The following is a 19,779-nucleotide window of genomic DNA, read 5'->3' as shown; positions in this document are numbered from 1 at the left end:
TATTCCTTTTAGATTAAGACAAAAAAAGTATGAAAAAACTGGTGGTACTAACAGGGGCGGGGATTTCGGCTGAAAGTGGCATAAGTACTTTCCGTGATGCCGGAGGATTGTGGGAAGGTCATGATATCATGGAAGTGGCTTCTCCTGAAGGCTGGAGAAAAAACAGGGAGCTGGTTTTGGATTTTTACAACCAAAGGAGAAAGCAGGCACTTTCCTGCCAACCGAATGAAGCCCACCTGGAACTGGCAAGGTTGGAGAAATACTTCGATGTGACCATTGTTACCCAAAATGTAGATAACCTCCATGAAAAGGCAGGGTCTTCCAGAATCATCCATTTACATGGGGAACTCTTCAAGTCCCAAAGCACCCTGGATCCTTCCTTGGTATATGAAATGGAAGGTTGGGAAATCAAAATTGGGGATAAATGCGAAAAAGGAAGTCAGTTGAGGCCGTTCATTGTATGGTTTGGGGAGATGGTGCCCATGATGGAACCGGCCATTGATGTGGCGATGGAGGCAGATATTTTTGCTGTGATAGGCACTTCCATGTTGGTTTATCCGGCTGCCGGTTTGATCCAATATGCCAAGAAGCATATTCCCAAATACATTATTGATGTCAAAATTCCTGAAACGGGATTTGTCGAAAACTTAACAAAAATTGAAGCTCCTGCTTCGGTGGGAACAAAAATCATGTCCGAGGAAATCAGATTAAAATATGTCTAAAAAAATTGCTGTCATCGGAGCGGGTCCCTCTGGTATTACCGCATTGAAAAACCTTTTGGATCAGGGATTGGATGCCGTGGCATTTGATAGGAATACAGAGGTTGGGGGAAACTGGATTTACAGTGAAAATGAATCCCATTCCAGTGTTTTCGAAACCACCCATATCATCAGCTCCAAGACTTTGTCCCAATATGAGGATTTTACTTTTGATGATTTTGACCCGATGGCGGCTGACTATCCTTCCCATGATGAATTGAGGCGGTATTTTCAGGCTTATGCCAAAAAATTCAATTTATATCCGCATATCCATTTCAATACCCTCGTCATTCATTGTAAATGGGTCAATCAAGAAACTTGGGAAATTACCACCGAAACAGATGGTAAGAGAAATACAGCATATTTCTCAGATCTGGTAGTATGTAATGGGCACCATTGGAATCCAAGATGGCCGGATTATCCTGGAAATTTCACCGGAGAATATCTCCACTCCCACTCCTTTAAGAAAGCTGCCCCATTTGAAGGAAAAAGGGTTTTGGTTATTGGGGGAGGAAACTCTGCCTGTGATGTGGCAGTAGAAACCAGTCGGGTCAGTAAAATGACTGCAATCTCTTGGAGAAGGGGCTACCGCATTATCCCCAAATTCTTTTTTGGTAAACCATCCGATAAAATCGGAGAAAGAAGTTCCTGGATACCACTTAAAATCAGGAGCTTTTTCTTTGACCTGCTGCTCAAGGTCATGGTGGGCGATAATTCTCTATATGGTCTGAGGAAGGTAGAAACCAAGTTCGGGGAAACCCATCCTACCATCAATGATGAACTTTTGTACAAAATCAGGCATGGAAAAGTCAAACCCAGGTTAGACATCAAAAGGTTTGATGGTAAGAAAGTGATTTTTGAAGATGGCCTTGAAGAGGAGTATGATAGCATTATTGCCTGTACGGGTTATTACTTGTCACATCCATTTTTTGACAAAGACTTTATTGACTATAGTTCGGGGCCGGTGCCTTTGTATTTAAAAATGTTCCATCCCAAGTATAGAAACCTGTATTTTGTGGGGATGTTCCAACCTTTGGGTTGTATTTGGCCCGGTGCTGAATTGCAGGCTAAAATTATGGCGCGGGAATTGGCGGGCAAATGGAGCAGGCCTGCTAATATCGAAGAACTTTGTGAATTAGAAGTGACAAAACCCCACTATCGTCAAATTTCAACACCAAGGCATACCATCACGGTGGATTTTCATAGGTTTAAGAAGGATTTGCTGAAGCACCTTCCTAAGGGTTATGTTTCCAAGCAACCTGTGGTAGAAGGGATGGAGGTAAAGGTTGATTAGGAAAAAAAGTCTGAGCTTTAGGTAAATGCCTCATTGGATTTCAGCAAACTTTCGGAATAAACCAAGGCCAGAATTTAGTGCAAGGAATAAGAGCCAAGTCAAAAGTAAAAAGAGCCAAGTTTGCGCTTGGAAGGTTTGATAAATTAAATCTGTAGCCGAAGGTTTTTTAATTACTTAGGAATTAACCGAATTTCAGGGGATATGCCCAGAAATTATTATTTAGGTTGGTTTGAAGTGAGGGAAGACACCGACTTGGCAGATCAATTTGGATCATTGGAGTATAAAAAAGCCGGAAACCCGGCTTTTTTTTAATTGCAATATTTATCGATGGCTTCTTTAGCTTCTTCGTAATTCAGTTTCAAGGCAGCCTTTAGATCATCACATCCCGATTTTTTCCTGTCAGTTGCCAATTTAAGCATCCCCCTGTAGTAGTAGGCCATGCCAAAATCCTTGTCCATTTTGATGGCAGTACTGTATTCTTTGTAAGCTTCATTGGTATTGCCCAATTGGTGCATTGCCCTTCCTTTCATGAAATAAGCCATAGCAGGTGCACCAGGAACTTCCACGGCATACTCTGCATAGAGCAATGCATTGCTGTGCCTTTTTTGCTTTTGATAGACGTTGGAAAGGCTCAACAGGATTTGCGTGTTTTTTTTATCCTGCTCCAAAGCACTTAAGAAATCTTTCTCTGCTTTTTCGAACTGGCCCAATTCTTCATAAGCCCTTCCTCGGTTGTAAAGTGCCTTTACATTTTTTGGGTTGGAAACTAAAAAGCCATCATATGCTGCGATGGCTTCCTCATAAGCTCCTTGATTGAAAAACGCATCCCCTTTGTTATATTCCTGCTTAGAACATGAAAATAAAAACATGATGCCCATAAGGGAGGCAATACCCCACTGAAATACTCTCATTATGAATTTGATTTTAAACGGCTACATTATTTTCTCTTAATGCATCGTTCAAGGAAGTTTTAAGATCGGTTGAAGCCTTTCTTTGACCAATAATCAGGGCGCAAGGCACCTGAAACTCACCTGCCGGGAATTTTTTGGTCAAAGATCCAGGTATGACAACAGACCTTTCAGGCACGTATCCCTTGTATTCTTTTGGTTCAGAACCTGTTACATCAATGATTTTTGAACTAGCGGTCAAGGTAACTCCTGCCCCAATAACCGCTTCTTTTCCAATCCTCACCCCTTCAACGATGATAGCCCTTGAACCGATAAATGCCCCATCTTCTACTATTACGGGAGCCGCTTGTACAGGTTCCAAAACACCACCTATACCTACTCCCCCACTGAGATGCACATTTTTTCCTATTTGTGCGCAAGAGCCAACGGTTGCCCATGTATCAACCATCGTGCCACTATCTACATAAGCTCCAATATTTACATAAGAAGGCATCATGACTACGCCGCTTGCCAGGTAGGCCCCATATCGCGCCACGGCATGTGGTACCACCCTAACACCCTGCTTGGCATAATTCGTTTTCAAAGCCATTTTATCATGGAATTCAAAAGGACCCACTTCAATGGTGTGCATTTTTTGGATTGGAAAGTATAGGATAACAGCCTTTTTCACCCAGTCATTAACCTGCCATTCTCCATTGGCCATTGGTTGGGCTACCCTTAAGGCACCGCTGTCCAGGTCACTGATGACAGTTTTTATGGCGATTTCTACATCTTTTTCTTTTAAGAGTTCCCTGTTTTCCCAGGCATTTTCAATAATAGATTGTAATTCCATATTTTTGGTCATATTCATGTTAAATTGATCCTGATGCGTCCAATTCCTATTTTGATTGCCTCGGTACTTAAACCACTCAAAGACCCCAGGGCTTATTATAGGTTTGGACTTTCACTGCGTGAAACAAATAAATACCAGATAAACATCATAGGATTTTCAACAAAAAAAGAGGCAGATGAAAAAAATATAAAGTTCCACCCTTTATTTTTAGAAAAAAGGCAAGCTTTTTCCAGGATTTTTGCCAGCCTTGTTTTTTACCGGATTTACAAAAAAGAAAGACCGAAACTAAGCATCATCTGTACTTGGGAACTCATACCCTCTGCTATTCTTTGTACAATGCTTTTTGGAGGAAAATTGGTGTATGATGTGCAGGAAAATTATGCTTTGAACATTTCTTATAACCGGACTTTAAAAGGAATAAAAAAATGGTTTGCCAAGAACCTTATTTTGCTGACAGAATATTTCGGAAAATTTCTTATTGATCACTATATATTTTCTGAACAGTGTTATAAACATGAGAAAAAAGCATTTAAACCCTATTTTGTACTCGAAAACAAGTACTTTGGCGCTGTTCCTAAAAATATCCCAAGTAAGAAGCTACACCTTCCAAATTTGCGGTTTTTAATCTCCGGCACCATCACAGAAGTATATGGAATCAAAGAGGCTATGCAATGGTTTTTGGAATTGCGGCAATCCTTTCCTGAAATCTCCCTGCATATCATAGGCCATTGTCCAATACCGGATTTTGCCAAAATCCTTAGTGAGATGGCTAAAGAAAATAAAGGCATCCATTTACAGATCTCCGGCCAACCCGTGCCCTATGAACAGATCATGGAAGCCTATGCTGCGGCTGATGTGGTCTTGCTGCCTTATCATCAGATTCCCAGCATCAGTCCCAAAATTCCAAGTAAACTTTTTGAATCTTTGGCTTTGGGAAAACCATTTTTTTACAGTCCTAACCTGCTTTGGAAATCATTTGCTGAAAAATACCAAGCCGGATTGGAAGTGGATTTTTCAGCCAAAAGCCTGGCGGCGGAGACTCTGCATTCTTTATTGTCTATGAATTTTTACTCCAAGGATTTTCCTTATGAAGCATTTTGGATTCAAAAAGAAAGATTGCAATTGCAGAACTTGGTTTCAAGCTTGCTTGAAGCGCAGCCTTAATAGATTAAAACAAGTCCATTTTTTTCATCCTCTTTAGCTTACCATTCTTTCTTTTTTGCGGAATTGGGGTTTGGAATGCCTGAAAACTTATCCACTACAAATCTCAAAAGGAAACTAATTTTCAAGAAACGGAAACTGTCCCTACCCTCCTTAATGATGGATTTTCTTCTCTTTCTGATGTTGTAAGAAATTGAAAGTGTTGCAGTTAAATGGTAATTTAAATTTGCAAAAACTAATATTTAGATATATCTAAAATCTAAATCACATCAGATTTGGACTTATCCACAACGAATTTAGCTTCCTTAAAATTAATTTTTCGGTTTATCTAAAAAAGTTATATTTGCCCAAAGTTTAGGATAATGGTACAATTGACCCCTGCTGAAGAGAGTTACCTCAAAGTGATCTATCAAATTTCGGATGGCGGTAAAAAAAGCGTCTCTACCAATGATATCTCCGTTAAGATGAAGACAAAGCCCGCTTCGGTTTCTGATATGCTCCGGAGATTGGGAGAAAAAGAAGTTATTGAATACAGGAAATATTATGGTGTCCATATCACTGAAGAGGGTAAAAAATTGGCTTTGCAGACTATTCGGAAGCACCGGCTTTGGGAGGTTTTTCTGGTAGAAAAACTTCGGTTCTCTTGGGATGAGGTTCATGAAGTAGCTGATGAACTGGAGCATATCAAATCCAAGCTTTTGATACAAAGACTCGATGAATACTTGGGTTTTCCCAAATTTGATCCCCATGGTGATCCAATTCCTGATGAATATGGAGATATTAGGGCCAGACCACGCCTCCCCCTTTCCGAATTGGATATCAATGCAACAGGACAACTTGTGGCCGTAAAAGACAGTAGTTCCGCCTTTTTGCGCTATTTGGATAAAGTAGGCGTCTATATCGGTGCAAGGATCAAGGTGCTGGACAAAGTAGAGTTTGACGGATCAGTTGAAATTCTTGTTGACAACAAAAAGACAATTTTCATGTCCAAAGATGTGGCGGGAAATGTGTTGGTGATGGTTTAGGAGAGGCGACTTTTAATTGTACCAAGTACCAAGTACAATGTACCAGGTAATGAAAATTAGTGTAATAAAAAGTGGGATTTCGAAGGTCGGATTTCGCAAATAAAGAATCCTGTAAATACTCTTCCTGACAGCTATAAGTTTTAAAAATTTCTTTTGAAGTTTCACACTATGGAAAGGCGATTCAGGTAATTAAGAGGATGAGATTTTGAGTCCAAAAATCTAAATTGTCTGGGAATCTAAATTCTTAGTACTTCGTACATGGTACTTTGTACAAAGTAGTTTTGGAATAGATTTTGAAACCTTGTGAACTTGAAATAAATTAAAGTCGTTTTAAAACTGTGAAGCTTTAACCCAAATTCGATGAAAAAAATAGTATCGTTTACATTTTTATTCTTTATGCTCGGCGGCGTTGTGATAGCCCAGAGTAAAATAAATTGGCTAACTTTTGAAGAGGCTGCAGCCAAAACCCAGGAAAATCCCAAAATGGTTTTTGTGGATGTATATACCGATTGGTGTGGTTGGTGCAAAAAAATGGACAAGGAAACTTTCACCGATCCCAAAGTTGTGGCCTATATCAATGAAAACTTTTATCCGGTAAAAATGAACGCAGAGAATACCAAGAGAAAGTTCATGTTCAGGGGCAGGGAGTATACAGAAGCCACAATGGCCGCGACCATGCGCGTAAGGTCCTATCCTAACTTCATCATCATGGATGCAGCTATGGAAAATATTACCCAATACCCTGGCTATAGACAACCTGAACCATTCCTTACAGGCCTGACCGGCATTTTAGAAAAATTTGGAAAATAATTGAATGAGTTTTTCCCTTCACGAAAAAGAAGATACCATCATCGCCCTGGCCACGCCTCAGGGTGTTGGGGCTATTGCTGTCATACGTCTTTCCGGTAAAGATGCCATCAAGATTACCAATGAGGTGTTCAAAGGTAAGGACTTGGAAAAACAGCCCTCCCATACCATACATTTCGGCACGATACGGGATGGGGAGCGAATCATCGATGAGGTTTTGGTTTCTTTGTTCATTGCCCCGAAATCATTCACCAAGGAAAATGTGGTGGAAATATCGACCCATGGTTCTTCCTATATCGTGAATCAGGTGATCAAATTGTTGATCAGACATGGAGCCCGTCCCGCCAAACCGGGGGAATTTACCCAAAGGGCTTTTTTAAACGGTCAATTTGATTTGGCCCAAGCCGAGGCTGTAGCCGATTTGATCCATTCCGACTCTGAGGCTTCCCATCAGGCAGCCATGAATCAAATGCGTGGTGGTTTCAGTGGGGAGATTTCCAAATTGAGGGCTGAGTTGATACACTTTGCTTCCATGATCGAACTGGAACTGGATTTCACGGAAGAAGATGTGGAATTTGCCAGCAGAGATGATTTAAGGATTTTGGTTGAACAGCTTTTGCGGGTAATCGAGCAATTGATCGCCTCCTTCGATCTGGGCAATGTAATTAAAAATGGTATGCCAACCGTCATCGCCGGTAAACCCAATGCAGGCAAGTCTACCCTACTGAATGCTTTGCTCAATGAAGAGAAGGCGATTGTCTCCGATATTGCCGGTACCACCCGTGATTTCATTGAAGATGAGATTAACATAGGTGGTGTGATTTTCAGGTTTATAGATACCGCAGGCTTAAGAGAAACTACAGATACTATAGAGGCTATTGGTGTCAGCCGTACGCAGGAGAAGATGAAGACCGCTTCATTGATCTTGTACTTGTTTGATCTGACCGATACCGATATGGTAGAAATCAATCGCGATATCAATAAATTGGAGAATTTAGGAGTGCCTTTTGTTAAAGTAGGAAATAAGATAGATAGGGCTAATCCACAATTTATCAATGAATTAAAATCCAGACACCCTGATATCATTTTTATTTCTGCCGGTAAGAAAGAAAACCTTGATGCCTTACGGCAGCGGATTTTGGAAATGGTCAATTTGGACAAGTTCCGCACGGGCAATACCATTGTGACCAATATCCGCCACTATGACTCTTTGGTCAAGACCCGTCAGTCTTTATTGGATGTATTGACAGGCTTGGATGCTCTAGTCACCAATGACTTCTTAGCCATGGATATCCGTCGATCCCTGCATTACCTCGGTGAGATCACAGGGGAAATCACGACCGATGACCTCTTGGCGAACATATTCAGTAAGTTCTGTATCGGGAAGTAATTACATTTCCTTTGATACTCTAAACCCTTCTTTTTCTTGCTTTTAGGAGGTTTTTACTTCCTTTACTTGTTGCTAATTTTCCTATTTTTTGCTTATATTTGTTTCTAATCTGTTACTAACAACAACAAGTTTGTTGGTAGCAACAAGATTCAGAGCAACAGGCGAAATGATGTTACATAGAGATACAACCCGATACAAAGGGATATGCTCTTATACATTTTTAAGCCGAATAAGGAAACACCATGAGCAGCAGTATAGAAGTTCCAAAGATTTGTCAGGACTGCGGAAAGTCTTTCATCGCAAAGACAACCGTAACCAAATTTTGCAGCCACAAGTGCGCCTCCCGAAACTACAAGAAGCGTAAGCGAGAAGAAAAGGTTGAGGAGGTTGCCCCTATCGTGGAACAAAGAATCGAATACAATCAGGAACAGTTAAAGGACAAAGATTTTCTCAGTGTTGAGGAAACCTGCAAGCTCTTAGGTGCAAGCCGCATGACCATCTATCGGCAGATTAAAGCCGGAAACATTCATGCAGCGAAGATTGGCAGACGCACAATCATCAAGAGAACCGAAATCGATAAACTGTTTCAGATATGAAGGTAACACTAAGACAACGCAACCAGGGCGGTCAAACCAGCTTGTACCTCGACTACTACCATAAGGGCAAGCGGAAAACCGAGTACCTAAAATTGTACCTCGACCCCAATGCAAAGACCAAGGAGGAAAAAGAGGTCAATAAAAAGACCATGCAACTTGCAGAAACCATCAGGGCGCAAAGACAAATCGAAATCCAAAACGGTGTTTATGGATTCCGTGACAATGAGAAGCTGAAAGGCAGTTTCACCGCCTACCTTGAATTGCTTGCCAGTAAGCGAAAAGACAGTCCGGGCAACTACGGAAATTGGGATAGCATGATCAAGCACATGAAAGCGTTTATCCCACAGGACATTTCCTTTGAGTTTGTGAATCGTGAGTTTGTCCAGGACTTCAAAGAATACCTTGACAAGAAAGCCACTGGACACGGAATCCAGAAACTTTCTCAAAACTCCAAGTACTCCTACTTCAACAAACTGAGAGCTGCACTCAAGCAAGCAGTGAAGGATGGTATCATTCCACACAATCCAGCCGAAGGAGTTGAAGCATTCAAGCAAGGAGAACCGGAAAGAGAGTTTCTAACCTTGGAAGAGCTGCAAGCAGCAGTAAAGGCAGAATGTGAAATTCCCATCTTGAAAACGGCATTCATTTTTTCATGCCTTACAGGGCTTCGCTGGTCAGATATAAATAAGCTCCTTTGGTCTGAGGTGCAGCACTCCAATGAAATGGGCTACTACATCCGATTCAGACAGAAGAAAACCAAAGGGGCGGAAACCCTACCCATTTCAGAACAAGCCTTCGGCTTGCTCGGAGAACGTGAGGACAGAGAAGAAAGAGTATTCAAAGGATTGAAGTATTCGGCATGGCACAACCTGAAATTGCAACAATGGATGATGAAAGCTGGAATCTCCAAAACCATCACTTTCCATTGCGCACGTCATACCTACGCCACCTTGCAGCTTACAATGGGAACGGACATTTACACAGTTTCAAAGCTGTTAGGCCATAGAGAACTGAAAACAACCCAAGTCTATGCGAAAATCATAGACGACAAGAAAAAAGAGGCAGCCAGTAAAATCAAACTTGACCTATGAGCAATCAAACAAAAATACTTGACGACATTCTCTACCAGGGGCTTCGCCCTTGGTCAGAGAAAAACAGCGTGGACGAAAAGTTTGCTCCCAAGCTCCGTTCCTTGAAAGATACCTACACGGATTACCCGTTCCGGTATGAAATCAACTTTCTAAGGCCATTCGACAACAAAACCAAATACTACTCAAAGCTGATTCTAAACACCCTCAAAACGGACGTTGAAAGGCTCTACAACCTCATCAGTGAAGACGATACAGAAAACCTCATCCGCTATTGGCTGGATGATACTTTGAACAAGCGTTTAAAGACACGTTTAAAAGACATTGGAAAGCTGATTAAAGAGAAGGATTTTGATTTGACATTAATAGATCCCAAAAAAGTTTCCATTGAGTTTGACCAGGCACACAAAGCCAACACCTATATCATTCAATTGCTAAAGCTTGCATACATGCAGCTTTACCTCGAAATCCAAGATGCTTTCAGCACTTGGATTGATGATAAGTTGGTGATAGAGGATTTTTACACCCAGCTACTACTTGAACCAATACCGCAGAAACCTTTATTGACCGAGATTCAAATCATTGAGGTTGAAGCAACGGAGAAACCAGTTAAAAAGCAGGAGCCCAAACCAAAGGACATTCCATTCAATTCATTTACCTACAAGCAACTCAATACCGCTCAGGAGAAGATTTCCGATTTGTGCAGCAGCTTAAAGTTCAACAACCTGATAAGTCAAGACACAACCGTTCCGAATTTCAAGCGAGTATTTTCTAATGCCGAAATCAAAAATCCTGTAGTCTGGACAGGCACAATCAGCGAACTATTCTATTTCATCAAACTCATACATAACGACCTCCAATTGGTTGAAAACTTGAAGCAGAAGCAATGGGAAGTTACTTGCCTATGCTTCGTTGATGAAACTGGAAAACCGTTTGAAAGAACAAAATTCAGGTCGCAGAAGAAACCGAAACTAACAGCCCACAAAATTGAAAAGTCCGTTTCCAACCTGAAATAAGGTACTCTGCACTTTACACCTTCTATCTTTTTTCTGTTTTTGTTTAGCCCTCTTTTGCTCAAAAAGGGGGCTTTTATTTTTCATGCCCCACTCTGCACTCTGCACTCTGCACTGCACCTTGCTTTCTGCACTCATAACGCCCTGTTAGCCATTCTAATTTAGCGCTGTATTCGACAATCGAATATGGCTTTACCGGTGAAGTCCATTTCCTAATTCATAATTGATTAAGTCATGGACGAAATAATTGAACGTCTTGAAAATCTCCAACGCCTAATTGAGAGCCAGGGGATTTACACAAAGGAAGTTTTAAACTTCAATGAAGCTTGCCAGTATCTGGAGCTTTCCCAATCTCATTTGTACAAGTTGACAAGTGCAGGGAGCATTCCGCACTACAAGCCCAATGGAAAGAAGCTCTATTTCAAAAGAAGCGAGTTGGAAAGCTGGTTGCTACGCAACCGCAATTCCACTCAGGAAGAAATAGACCAAAGGGCAGCGGATTACCTAATCAAGAAAGGGAGGGTGAAGCTATGAACGAGATAATGGATATGATCTTGACGCTAACTCAAGACATAAAAACAGTCAAAGCCTACCTCCTCAACTTCCATAAATCACGCTTGGAGCAATTCAGCGAAGAGTGGATTGATGGGCAGGTAGTGATGCAAACGCTTCACATCAGCAAAAGAACCCTCCAATCCCTTCGGGATAGTGGGGTTCTTCCCTACAGCCGAATCAATGGCAAATTCTACTACAAGGTTTCTGATATAGAAGCCTTGCTGGAATCCAATTACTCACCTTCAAAATCAAAGCACTATGGAGGTAAGTAGAAAAGCCATTCTCGACAAAACGCACTATGGCCTGAATATCTATGCCCATGTGCTGCGACACTACTATCCGGGTGAAATCGACTCTGGAGATTCGAGCACACCGAATAAAGATAAATCAAAAGGTGCTCAAACAGTCCTTTCCCTTTCGGGAAGGGACTGCAAACCTGCAAAGAACCCATTCAATGCGGACAAGCCCACATTGTTGATTAAAGTTGTTGACGGCTGCGCCATCCACACCGATTCAGAAGAAGCCATTGCACAAGGCAATGTCTTTGATTTCGCTGCACTACATTTCAGCCTCGAAGGGCAAGCCCTTCTCGATAAGCTGAATGAAGAACTGCATTTGCGTATCGGGAAGCAACAAGGTTTTTACGCTCAGGCAGAATCACAACCTGCGGTTGCTCTTTCTGAAATAGTCAAACCGGCTGCGCCAGTTTTCAGCTATTTCAATAAGCCTGTCACCAACGTAACACCAAGTTGGCAAGCCTCCTTGATTGAGGTTTACAATCTTATCAAAGGCAATGAATTTGCTTCGTGTACAAGTACACTCCGCAACATTCCCGACCCGAAGGAAGCCAGAAAGTACAAGGCTCAAAATTTCGATTATGTGACCTTCTCAGGCACTTTCTCAAAGAGAAATGATGCAAACCTTCAAAGACATTCAGGTTTGCTCACAATCGATTTTGACCACATTCAGGACATTCCTTCACTCAAGGCAGCACTACTCAACGACCATTACTTTGAAACGGAGCTACTGTTTGTATCTCCTTCAGGTGATGGCCTCAAATGGGTAATCCCAATCGACTTGACGCAGGCAAAACACCAGGACTATTTCAAGGCAGTGGCAAACTACGTTTCCCACACCTACCAACTCGAAATAGACCAATCAGGGAAGGACATTTCAAGAGCCTGTTTCCTTCCGCATGATTCAGAAATATTCATCAATCCTAAATACTTGTAGGACATGGAAAGAAACCCAAATCACACCTCTAAAGCGAAGCCATTAAACAAAAGTGATTTGGGTTCTCGAATACCATTAAAAAAATAAAAGTGACATGAGAAAAAATTTCAATCCGCAGGATTGGCTTAATCAGCCAACCCCGCAACCGAAAGTTACAGAGCAACCAACTTTCAATACAGATTCTCAACCTGACGAAGTAGAGCGCATCATCCAAAACATTGAAGCCAACAGAACAGATATTACCTCCACGTATAGCGATTGGGTAAATATCGGCTTTGCTTTCTCAGATGAGTTTGGAGAAAATGGACGTACCCTATTTCATAGGGTGAGCCAGTTTTATCCAGGCTATTCCGCCCCGGAGTGCGACAAGCAATTTGACAATTGCTTGAAATCAAAAGGTCATGGCGTTTCACTAAAGACCTTTTTCTACCTCGCCAAAGATGCAGGAATTGATATAGCCCCTCCACGGTCAGAAAAACAGGATCAGCGAACTTTCAAAAGTGAAAAGCTGAATGGTAGTCAATCTGAATACCACCAGTCCGAAAATCAGGAACCGGAAGAAATGCGCCACCATAATTCAAATAAAGAATTTGGCGCATTCGATAGCACCATTGAAAAACAAACAGAGGACAGCTATCAAATGCCAACTTTTCCAGATTCCTTGTTTCCTGAACTTCCTGAATTTCTGCAAAAGGTTGTAGCGGTTGCCACTTCCAATGAGGAAAGGGATATTCTACTCCTCGGTTCCCTTGGAGCTATCAGCGCATGTCTGCCCAAAGTATCGGGCATCTATGATGGTAAGCGAGTATACCCAAATCTATTCCTATTCATTACCGCTCAGGCATCCGCAGGAAAAGGCCGATTGGTCCATTGCCGCCAATTGGTCAATCCCATTCATAAAGAATTGAGGGAACAAGCCAAACTCCACAAACAACACTATGAATTGGAAATGGCAGAATACAACTCCAAGAAGGGAAAGGAAGATGGTATTGAGAAGCCAGCCAAACCACCTGAAAAGATGCTGTTCATTCCTGCAAATAACAGTTCAACGGGAGCTTATCAGCTTTTGGGTGATAGTGATGGAAGAGGGCTAATTTTCGAGACCGAAGGTGATACCTTAGCACATGCCTTCAAGAGCGATTACGGAAACTACAGTGACGGATTTAGAAAAGCCTTTCACCATGAAACCATTTCCTATTATCGAAGAACCGACCGTGAGTTTGTGGACATAGAAAGCCCTTGTCTTTCTACGGTCCTGTCAGGAACGCCAAAACAAGTTTCGGCATTGATTCCCAACGCTGAAAACGGCTTGTTCAGCCGTTTCATCTTCTATTTCATGAACGTTCGCCCGGTATGGAAAAATGTCTTTGCCAGTCAAACGGATAACGGACTGGACGATTACTTTGAAGCCCTGGGCAATGAGTTCTATGAACTCTACAAAGTTATCATGCAGGATGAACCCCGCCAGTTTCACCTTACGGCAGACCAGCAGGAGCAATTCAACCAGTTCTTCGGCCAGATACAGGAGAAATACATGAACCTTCAAGGGCTGGACTACATGGCCACTATCAGAAGGTTAGGTTTGATTGCTTACCGAGTTTCCATGATATTTTCCGCTTTGCGGATCATGGAAATGCGCCACATTAAATATGATAAAAATATTGGCGCATTCGACAGCACCACTGGAGAGATATTATCCAAAAGCTGTCAAACAGGCGACACTTCCAAGAAGCTGATTTGTGAGGAAAGGGATTTTCAAGCTGCACTTGAAATGGTGAAGGTATTGGTAAAGCACTCAAGCAAGGTATTTGGAGAACTACCACAAGAGGAATCCAAACCAAGCAGGATGAACAAGAAAGAAAAGTTCCTCTATGCCTTACCGTACAACTTCAACCGCCAGAAGTACCTTGAAGTTGCCAACACCCTGAGTATTCCGGCAAAGACAGCCGAAGGCTATATCACCGCTTTTGCCAAATCGGGATTGGTTCACCGTGAATCTCAGGACAATTACATTAACACCTCCCTTGAGGATATTCAGGATTCTACGGATGCTGAGGACGTATAGTCCTTGGCATCCTCCATTTCCTCAACTTCCTGAAATCAGTTTACCACTATATTTTGCTTTTACTATCGTTTTCTTTTCCTATATTTGCCAATATCTGACAAGTCATAAATTAACAGGTCATGCAATTTGGTGAAAGGATTAGAGAACTGCGAGAAAGCCAGGGGCTTTTGCAGCGACAATTGGCAGCCGATCTTGAGATAGACACTCCCATGTTTAGCAAGATTGAGCGTGGGGAGCGGAAGGCGAAACGCGAACAGGTAGAGCAGTTGGCTGCGTTACTTCATGCTGATAAGCCAGCCCTGTTTTCCCTTTGGTTGGCTGACCAAATAATGGATTTGATAAAAAACGAACCTCAGGCATATGAGGCTATAGAAATAGTAAAAAAGGAACTTAAAAAGAATGAGCATTAATATTCTCAAATACGAATCAGATGTTTGGCGCACAGCCGATTTATTGATTGGTGCAGGAATCAAGCAGAGTGATTTTCCCAAATATATGATGCCTTATTTCGCCTTACTTATGGTGGAAAGCAGGTTAATCAGGGAAGCTAATAGGTTGGAAGAAGAAATCGGCAAAGATAACATGGACGATTTTGTAGAGATGTTCCAACTGGAAGGGTTAGGATATAATGACTACCTCATCCGCCAAGGCAAAACGCTCAAAGACATTTGCAAGAATGACAAGTCTTTTGATATAGACTTTGATGCCTACCTGAAATCTTTTGACCCTGAAACCAAGTATTTATTGGGAGTTGATAAGGGAACAGAAGAAGAAAAGTTCTTGGACATCTCAGGTATCAGTGGGCAGCTCAAAAAGAAGCGCATTCTTTTTGAAACAGTAAAGGCCTGGAGTGAAATTGACCTTACCCCATTCAACAACTCTGAAATCACCACCCTTGAAGAACACATCAAACGTAAGTGGGCGGATATTTCAGCAGAAACCGCAGGGGAACAGTACACACCTGACGACATCATTTCGTTGATTTCCGAACTCATTGCCTCCAAGATTGAAGACAATGGCAAGTTTCTCACCATCTATGACCCTACCTGTGGAGGTGGAAACTTACTTTTTGGCGTAGAGGATAAAATCAAAGAGAAATTCAAACGCCCTACCAAAACATTCGGTGAAGACTGGAGCGATAGCCTTTACGCTTTGGCTAAGATTGAAAGCCGTTTCAGGGCTGATTCTGAAATCAAATACGGCAATACCCTCACCAATATTTCTTTCATCGAGAAACGCTTTGATATAGTGGTAGCCAACCCACCTTACGGTGTGGACTGGAAAGGCTACCAAAAAGACATTCAAAACGATACTACTGAACGTTTTGTAGCCCTGCCTTCTATTTCAGACGGACAGTTCCTTTTCACGCAGCACATTTTGTATCAATTAGCCAATGACGGCCTTTCAGTAGTTGTTCACAATGGCTCTACGTTGTTTAGTGGTGATGCGGGAAGCGGTGAAAGCACCATCCGCAAACACTTCTTTGACAATGATTGGGTGGAAGCCATCATTCAAATGCCAACGGATGAATTTTTCAACACGGGCATTTACACCTACTTATGGGTATTCAACAAGAACAAGCCAGCCGACCGCAAAGACAAAGTAATCCTTATCAATGCGAGTGAACTTTACGAACCGCTCAAAAAAAGTAAGGGTAAGAAGCGCAAGCAGATGAACCCTGATAACAGAGCTGAGATTGTAAAAGCCTTCACCGAGTTTCAGGACAATGCCTTTTGCAAGGTGTTTGACAAATGGCATTTCTATTACAACCGCCAAAGCATCATGCTTACCAATGTAGATGTAAACGGCAAGTTTCTTGAAATGCCCATGAAGGAAAACCGAGCGGGTGAAACCGGCAACAAAAAATCTTTACCGAGCGAAAACGATGCATTACAGGTTCTTGCCGACCAATTAAAATCAAATAATACTTCGGCAAAAATGGTAGAAGAAAAATCCATCAAACTCAATCCGGTAAAGATTACCGTACAGGATGATGCAGGTACTACCACCATCGACAATTTTGAAATTACCGACTTTGATAAAACCAAGTATGCGTCCTTAGAAGCAAGATTCAATGAGGAGATAAAACCCAACATTGCAGCCCTGGACTACAAAGAGCAACAACTCAAAGTAGTGACCAAAAAAGCAACCTACTGGTATGATGAAGACAAAGAAACCATCATAGAGGAAACAGGAGGCAAACAAACCGAATTGGGTTGTGGCAAAATTGTCATCAAAGCAGCTTACAAGAAACCCACCAAAACCAAAGGAGCTTGTATTGCCATTACGGTAGAGCTGACCAAAGACCTGCAAAAGGATTACGAAATTATCCCCTACTCACCGGATGAAACAGAAAACCAGCAATGGATTGCCGATTTCCTGGCCAAGTATGTAACCAAACCTTTTGAATATGTGGACAATGTGATTGGGGTAGAAATCAACTTCAATAAGGTATTCTACACGCCCGAGAAGCTACGGGAAGTTTCGACCATCAATAACGATTTGGAAGCACTGGAAAACGATTTAACCAACTTAGAAAAGGAATTGGCTTTATGATGAAGTACAACTCATATAAGGATTCTGAAATTGGTTGGTTGGGTCAAGTTCCAAACCATTGGAACAATCACAGAATTGATTGGATTGGTTCACTGGTCAGAGGCAATACGGCCTTTAAGAAAGATGAACTATTAGAGGAGGGTGAGTATGTTGCCTTACAATATGGTAAAACCTATCAAGTTGATGAAGTAAACAACGCTTTCCAGTACTATGTAAATGGTGAGTTTTTCAAAAAAAATCAGGTTGTAAATCACGGAGATACTATTCTAATTTCAACCTCAGAGACTATTGAAGACTTAGGACATTCTTGCCTTTACAATAGGGAAGATTTGGGGTTGATAGGCGGAGAACAAATATTATTCAAGCCAAACCGCAAACTCGTCTTTGGAAAGTACCTCTATTATTATTCAAAGAGATTCAGAACAGAATTACAAAAGTATGCCACAGGTCTGAAGGTATTTAGATTCAATATTGATGATTTAAAGCAAATCTTTATTGCCATTCCTTAAGTAGAAGAACAAACCGCCATAGCTGAATACCTCGACACCAAAACCCAAGCCATTGATAAGAAAGTAAGCCTGCTGGAAAAGAAGATAGGCTACTATCAGGAATTGCGTAAAAGCCTGATTAATGAAACGGTTACAAAGGGGTTGGATAAGAATGTAAAGCTCAAAGACAGTGGTATTGATTGGATTGGACAAATACCGGAGCATTGGGAAGTGAAGCGGTTTAAAAGCTTTGCTTCTACAACCAAGGGGAAAAATCTCGAAACATCGGATTTCCCTTTTGATAATGCTTTGCCGCTATTGAGTTTGGAGTATTTGAGGAATGAGAATGTAAAGTTTGATACATACGCTTATAGTCTCGATAAGACCTTGTTAGCATCTGAGAAAGATTTAATAATAGTTTGGGATGGTGCGGCAGTCGGTGAGATTTTAAAGGCGAAAAAAGGATTTATTTCAAGCACAATAGCCAAAATCAATTTCACTAAATCTGTCAATTCAAGATTCTTTTATTTTCTGAAAGATTCATTAGACTACACTTTGAAAAGCATACCTACAGGAATGGGAATACCTCATTTGAACCCAACAATATTGAGCAACTACCCTTGCCCAATTCCCCCATTGCAGGAGCAAATAAGGATCGCTGAGTTTTTGGAGAACAAAGTTGGGTTGATTGAAAAAATTATTACAAACATTCAAACCCAGATAACCACCCTCAAGGAGCTTCGCAAAACGCTCATCAATGATGTGGTAACGGGCAAAATCAAGGTAAGCCATGAGTAAAACATTCAAAAACCACTTAAAACAGATTGATTACAAACGCTTTAGCTTATTGACTTTAGTGAGGGTAGCATATTTTTTACCATTAGCTATTGCCAATCTAGTAAAAAGTGGTACATTTGCATCAACGGTACCTGCATTGCTTCCCATAAGAACAGCTTGCGGGTCTTTCGATAAGAAAACATTTTCTGTTAACGATAATACACCTCCCAGGCTTACTTCGGTAGCACACTTGGGGGGTTTTTCTTTTTTATGGGGTCTATGAAAAAGAGAACTTATGATAAAAAGCCCCTGTCTTTTGCTGCTCAGTTGCAGCAACTGAAAGACCGAAATCTCACCGTAACGGATGATGCTTCGGCACTTCATTACTTAGCACAAATCAGCTACTATCGTTTAAGCGCTTATTTTTTACCCTATCAAGCGATAAAAGACCGTTTTGATGACGGCACTACCTTTGACCAAATCGTAAATACCTATTCTTTCGATAGAGAACTCCGCTTATTGGTATTTGACTGCATCGAACGGATTGAGGTAGCTATCCGAACACAGTTTATCTATTGCATGGCAATGCATTACAATGATAGCCACTGGCAGGACAACCAAAAATTGTTCGTGAAACCATTCTATAATAAGGTAGGCTATCAAATTGACCCCTATTCAGACTTTCAGGCTATTATTTCAAGAGCTAAAACAGCCCGGAGACCAGAGGTTTTCATTAAACATTATATCGACAATTATCACAGTCCGTCTAATCCGCCTTCGTGGATGTGTTTTGAGTTACTCACCATAGGCGAACTGTCAAATCTTTATCGCGGGTTAGGTAACAAAGACGATAAAAAACGTATTGCCGCACAATTTGATGTGCACGAAACGGTATTTACCTCCTGGCTGCACTCACTTACTTATGTGCGAAATATTTGTGCCCATCATTCCCGATTGTGGAACAAAGACCTGTCCGTAGAACCGGCCCAACTGCTCAAGCCAGTTGGGCCTTGGATCACTGAGCGCTACTCCCGTAATAACAAGCGAACTTTTTATTTGCTCTGTGTACTAAAGTATTTTTTGGCAAGAGTAAACCCGCCAAACAGTCTGAAAGAAAAGCTGGAGGAATTATTCAAAAAGTACCCAAGCGTTCCTATTAAATATCTCGGCATACCAGCCGATAAAGAAGGTAAACTTCTGGACTGGACGCAAGAGGCCTTGTGGCAATAAAAC

The 19,779-nt window shown here is 41.5% G+C and carries 22 protein-coding genes; 19 read left to right on the top strand and 3 right to left on the bottom strand.

What is annotated here, in order from left to right:
- The first annotated feature begins 29 nt into the window (after window positions 1-29).
- A complete protein-coding gene (locus BC751_RS15335) occupies window positions 30-722 on the top strand; it encodes an SIR2 family NAD-dependent protein deacylase (RefSeq protein WP_130276416.1) in 693 nt (230 codons plus the stop codon).
- Window positions 715-2,052: a flavin-containing monooxygenase gene (locus BC751_RS15330; protein ID WP_130276415.1), complete on the top strand. Its 1,338-nt coding sequence runs from the start codon at window positions 715-717 to the stop codon at window positions 2,050-2,052. Before BC751_RS15335 ends, BC751_RS15330 begins: the two co-directional genes overlap by 8 nt.
- A 308-nt stretch (window positions 2,053-2,360) precedes the next feature.
- Here the strand turns inward: BC751_RS15330 and BC751_RS15325 are convergent, their stop codons facing one another.
- Both BC751_RS15325 and BC751_RS15320 read right to left on the bottom strand, forming a co-directional pair.
- Window positions 2,361-2,963: a tetratricopeptide repeat protein gene (locus tag BC751_RS15325; protein ID WP_130276414.1), complete on the bottom strand. Its 603-nt coding sequence runs from the start codon at window positions 2,961-2,963 to the stop codon at window positions 2,361-2,363.
- 13 nt (window positions 2,964-2,976) lie between these two features.
- The gene (locus BC751_RS15320; protein ID WP_130277605.1) at window positions 2,977-3,792 is read right to left on the bottom strand and encodes a 2,3,4,5-tetrahydropyridine-2,6-dicarboxylate N-succinyltransferase; all 816 of its coding nucleotides are present in this window, start codon (window positions 3,790-3,792) and stop codon (window positions 2,977-2,979) included.
- A gap of 33 nt (window positions 3,793-3,825) precedes the next feature.
- Here BC751_RS15320 and BC751_RS15315 point away from each other — a divergent pair, with 33 nt between their 5' ends.
- From BC751_RS15315 to BC751_RS15250, 14 genes are all read left to right on the top strand, one after another.
- Window positions 3,826-4,956, top strand: coding sequence for a glycosyltransferase (locus BC751_RS15315; RefSeq protein ID WP_130276413.1), 1,131 nt, complete (start codon window positions 3,826-3,828; stop codon window positions 4,954-4,956).
- Window positions 4,957-5,315: 359 nt separating this feature from the next.
- On the top strand, window positions 5,316-5,978 hold the full coding sequence (locus BC751_RS15310; protein ID WP_130276412.1) for a metal-dependent transcriptional regulator: 663 nt from the start codon (window positions 5,316-5,318) through the stop codon (window positions 5,976-5,978).
- Window positions 5,979-6,338: 360 nt separating this feature from the next.
- Complete coding sequence (locus tag BC751_RS15305; protein ID WP_130276411.1) at window positions 6,339-6,788, top strand: thioredoxin family protein; 450 nt, start codon at window positions 6,339-6,341, stop codon at window positions 6,786-6,788.
- A gap of 4 nt (window positions 6,789-6,792) precedes the next feature.
- The gene (gene mnmE, locus BC751_RS15300; protein ID WP_130276410.1) at window positions 6,793-8,175 is read left to right on the top strand and encodes a tRNA uridine-5-carboxymethylaminomethyl(34) synthesis GTPase MnmE; all 1,383 of its coding nucleotides are present in this window, start codon (window positions 6,793-6,795) and stop codon (window positions 8,173-8,175) included.
- A 242-nt stretch (window positions 8,176-8,417) separates the two neighbouring features.
- Window positions 8,418-8,771, top strand: coding sequence for a helix-turn-helix domain-containing protein (locus tag BC751_RS15295; RefSeq protein ID WP_130276409.1), 354 nt, complete (start codon window positions 8,418-8,420; stop codon window positions 8,769-8,771).
- Entirely contained in the window at window positions 8,768-9,862 is a 1,095-nt protein-coding gene (locus tag BC751_RS15290; RefSeq protein ID WP_130276408.1) for a site-specific integrase, read from the top strand. Before BC751_RS15295 ends, BC751_RS15290 begins: the two co-directional genes overlap by 4 nt.
- Window positions 9,859-10,875, top strand: coding sequence for a DUF6617 family protein (locus BC751_RS15285; RefSeq protein ID WP_130276407.1), 1,017 nt, complete (start codon window positions 9,859-9,861; stop codon window positions 10,873-10,875). Before BC751_RS15290 ends, BC751_RS15285 begins: the two co-directional genes overlap by 4 nt.
- Window positions 10,876-11,106: 231 nt before the next feature.
- The gene (locus tag BC751_RS15280) at window positions 11,107-11,406 is read left to right on the top strand and encodes a helix-turn-helix domain-containing protein (RefSeq protein WP_073093951.1); all 300 of its coding nucleotides are present in this window, start codon (window positions 11,107-11,109) and stop codon (window positions 11,404-11,406) included.
- Window positions 11,403-11,699: a helix-turn-helix domain-containing protein gene (locus BC751_RS15275; protein ID WP_053224400.1), complete on the top strand. Its 297-nt coding sequence runs from the start codon at window positions 11,403-11,405 to the stop codon at window positions 11,697-11,699. The genes BC751_RS15280 and BC751_RS15275 overlap by 4 nt, the downstream gene beginning before the upstream one ends.
- Complete coding sequence (locus tag BC751_RS22085) at window positions 11,686-12,660, top strand: BT4734/BF3469 family protein (RefSeq protein WP_130276406.1); 975 nt, start codon at window positions 11,686-11,688, stop codon at window positions 12,658-12,660. Before BC751_RS15275 ends, BC751_RS22085 begins: the two co-directional genes overlap by 14 nt.
- Window positions 12,661-12,754: 94 nt before the next feature.
- Window positions 12,755-14,725 carry a DUF3987 domain-containing protein gene (locus BC751_RS15265; protein WP_130276405.1) on the top strand — a complete coding sequence of 657 codons (1,971 nt, stop codon included), beginning with the start codon at window positions 12,755-12,757 and terminating at the stop codon, window positions 14,723-14,725.
- A 119-nt stretch (window positions 14,726-14,844) separates the two neighbouring features.
- On the top strand, window positions 14,845-15,135 hold the full coding sequence (locus tag BC751_RS15260; protein ID WP_130276404.1) for a helix-turn-helix domain-containing protein: 291 nt from the start codon (window positions 14,845-14,847) through the stop codon (window positions 15,133-15,135).
- Window positions 15,125-17,281: an HsdM family class I SAM-dependent methyltransferase gene (locus tag BC751_RS15255; RefSeq protein ID WP_130276403.1), complete on the top strand. Its 2,157-nt coding sequence runs from the start codon at window positions 15,125-15,127 to the stop codon at window positions 17,279-17,281. The genes BC751_RS15260 and BC751_RS15255 overlap by 11 nt, the downstream gene beginning before the upstream one ends.
- On the top strand, window positions 17,278-17,790 hold the full coding sequence (locus BC751_RS15250; protein WP_130276402.1) for a restriction endonuclease subunit S: 513 nt from the start codon (window positions 17,278-17,280) through the stop codon (window positions 17,788-17,790). Before BC751_RS15255 ends, BC751_RS15250 begins: the two co-directional genes overlap by 4 nt.
- On the opposite strand, the gene BC751_RS21950 is transcribed toward BC751_RS15250, so the two are convergent.
- Window positions 17,761-17,994, bottom strand: a complete 234-nt coding sequence (locus tag BC751_RS21950) for a hypothetical protein (protein WP_165389849.1) — start codon at window positions 17,992-17,994, stop codon at window positions 17,761-17,763. The two genes, BC751_RS15250 and BC751_RS21950, sit on opposite strands and share 30 nt — an antisense overlap.
- A 6-nt stretch (window positions 17,995-18,000) precedes the next feature.
- Here BC751_RS21950 and BC751_RS15245 point away from each other — a divergent pair, with 6 nt between their 5' ends.
- Genes BC751_RS15245 through BC751_RS15235 form a run of 3 tightly spaced genes read left to right on the top strand, consistent with a single transcriptional unit; the run spans window position 18,001 to window position 19,776 of the window.
- A complete protein-coding gene (locus tag BC751_RS15245) occupies window positions 18,001-18,567 on the top strand; it encodes a restriction endonuclease subunit S (protein ID WP_165389848.1) in 567 nt (188 codons plus the stop codon).
- Window positions 18,560-18,829, top strand: a complete 270-nt coding sequence (locus BC751_RS15240) for a hypothetical protein (RefSeq protein ID WP_130276400.1) — start codon at window positions 18,560-18,562, stop codon at window positions 18,827-18,829. The genes BC751_RS15245 and BC751_RS15240 overlap by 8 nt, the downstream gene beginning before the upstream one ends.
- Window positions 18,826-19,776: an Abi family protein gene (locus BC751_RS15235; RefSeq protein ID WP_130276399.1), complete on the top strand. Its 951-nt coding sequence runs from the start codon at window positions 18,826-18,828 to the stop codon at window positions 19,774-19,776. The genes BC751_RS15240 and BC751_RS15235 overlap by 4 nt, the downstream gene beginning before the upstream one ends.
- Window positions 19,777-19,779: the final 3 nt, after the last annotated feature.

Source organism: Cecembia calidifontis, assembly GCF_004216715.1.
GTDB classification, from domain to species: Bacteria; Bacteroidota; Bacteroidia; order Cytophagales; family Cyclobacteriaceae; genus Cecembia_A; species Cecembia_A calidifontis.
The sequence above is the reverse complement of the archived record's forward strand: the minus strand, read 5'-3'. Positions and strand labels throughout refer to the sequence as shown.

Coding starts and splice junctions, on each gene's coding strand:
- BC751_RS15335 (WP_130276416.1), top strand. CDS start 30: ATGAAAAAACTGGTGGTACTAACAGGGGCGGGGATTTCGGCTGAAAGT.
- BC751_RS15330 (WP_130276415.1), top strand. CDS start 715: ATGTCTAAAAAAATTGCTGTCATCGGAGCGGGTCCCTCTGGTATTACC.
- BC751_RS15325 (WP_130276414.1), bottom strand. CDS start 2,963: ATGAGAGTATTTCAGTGGGGTATTGCCTCCCTTATGGGCATCATGTTT.
- BC751_RS15320 (WP_130277605.1), bottom strand. CDS start 3,792: ATGGAATTACAATCTATTATTGAAAATGCCTGGGAAAACAGGGAACTC.
- BC751_RS15315 (WP_130276413.1), top strand. CDS start 3,826: ATGCGTCCAATTCCTATTTTGATTGCCTCGGTACTTAAACCACTCAAA.
- BC751_RS15310 (WP_130276412.1), top strand. CDS start 5,316: ATGGTACAATTGACCCCTGCTGAAGAGAGTTACCTCAAAGTGATCTAT.
- BC751_RS15305 (WP_130276411.1), top strand. CDS start 6,339: ATGAAAAAAATAGTATCGTTTACATTTTTATTCTTTATGCTCGGCGGC.
- mnmE (WP_130276410.1), top strand. CDS start 6,793: ATGAGTTTTTCCCTTCACGAAAAAGAAGATACCATCATCGCCCTGGCC.
- BC751_RS15295 (WP_130276409.1), top strand. CDS start 8,418: ATGAGCAGCAGTATAGAAGTTCCAAAGATTTGTCAGGACTGCGGAAAG.
- BC751_RS15290 (WP_130276408.1), top strand. CDS start 8,768: ATGAAGGTAACACTAAGACAACGCAACCAGGGCGGTCAAACCAGCTTG.
- BC751_RS15285 (WP_130276407.1), top strand. CDS start 9,859: ATGAGCAATCAAACAAAAATACTTGACGACATTCTCTACCAGGGGCTT.
- BC751_RS15280 (WP_073093951.1), top strand. CDS start 11,107: ATGGACGAAATAATTGAACGTCTTGAAAATCTCCAACGCCTAATTGAG.
- BC751_RS15275 (WP_053224400.1), top strand. CDS start 11,403: ATGAACGAGATAATGGATATGATCTTGACGCTAACTCAAGACATAAAA.
- BC751_RS22085 (WP_130276406.1), top strand. CDS start 11,686: ATGGAGGTAAGTAGAAAAGCCATTCTCGACAAAACGCACTATGGCCTG.
- BC751_RS15265 (WP_130276405.1), top strand. CDS start 12,755: ATGAGAAAAAATTTCAATCCGCAGGATTGGCTTAATCAGCCAACCCCG.
- BC751_RS15260 (WP_130276404.1), top strand. CDS start 14,845: ATGCAATTTGGTGAAAGGATTAGAGAACTGCGAGAAAGCCAGGGGCTT.
- BC751_RS15255 (WP_130276403.1), top strand. CDS start 15,125: ATGAGCATTAATATTCTCAAATACGAATCAGATGTTTGGCGCACAGCC.
- BC751_RS15250 (WP_130276402.1), top strand. CDS start 17,278: ATGATGAAGTACAACTCATATAAGGATTCTGAAATTGGTTGGTTGGGT.
- BC751_RS21950 (WP_165389849.1), bottom strand. CDS start 17,994: ATGCTCCGGTATTTGTCCAATCCAATCAATACCACTGTCTTTGAGCTT.
- BC751_RS15240 (WP_130276400.1), top strand. CDS start 18,560: ATGAGTAAAACATTCAAAAACCACTTAAAACAGATTGATTACAAACGC.
- BC751_RS15235 (WP_130276399.1), top strand. CDS start 18,826: ATGAAAAAGAGAACTTATGATAAAAAGCCCCTGTCTTTTGCTGCTCAG.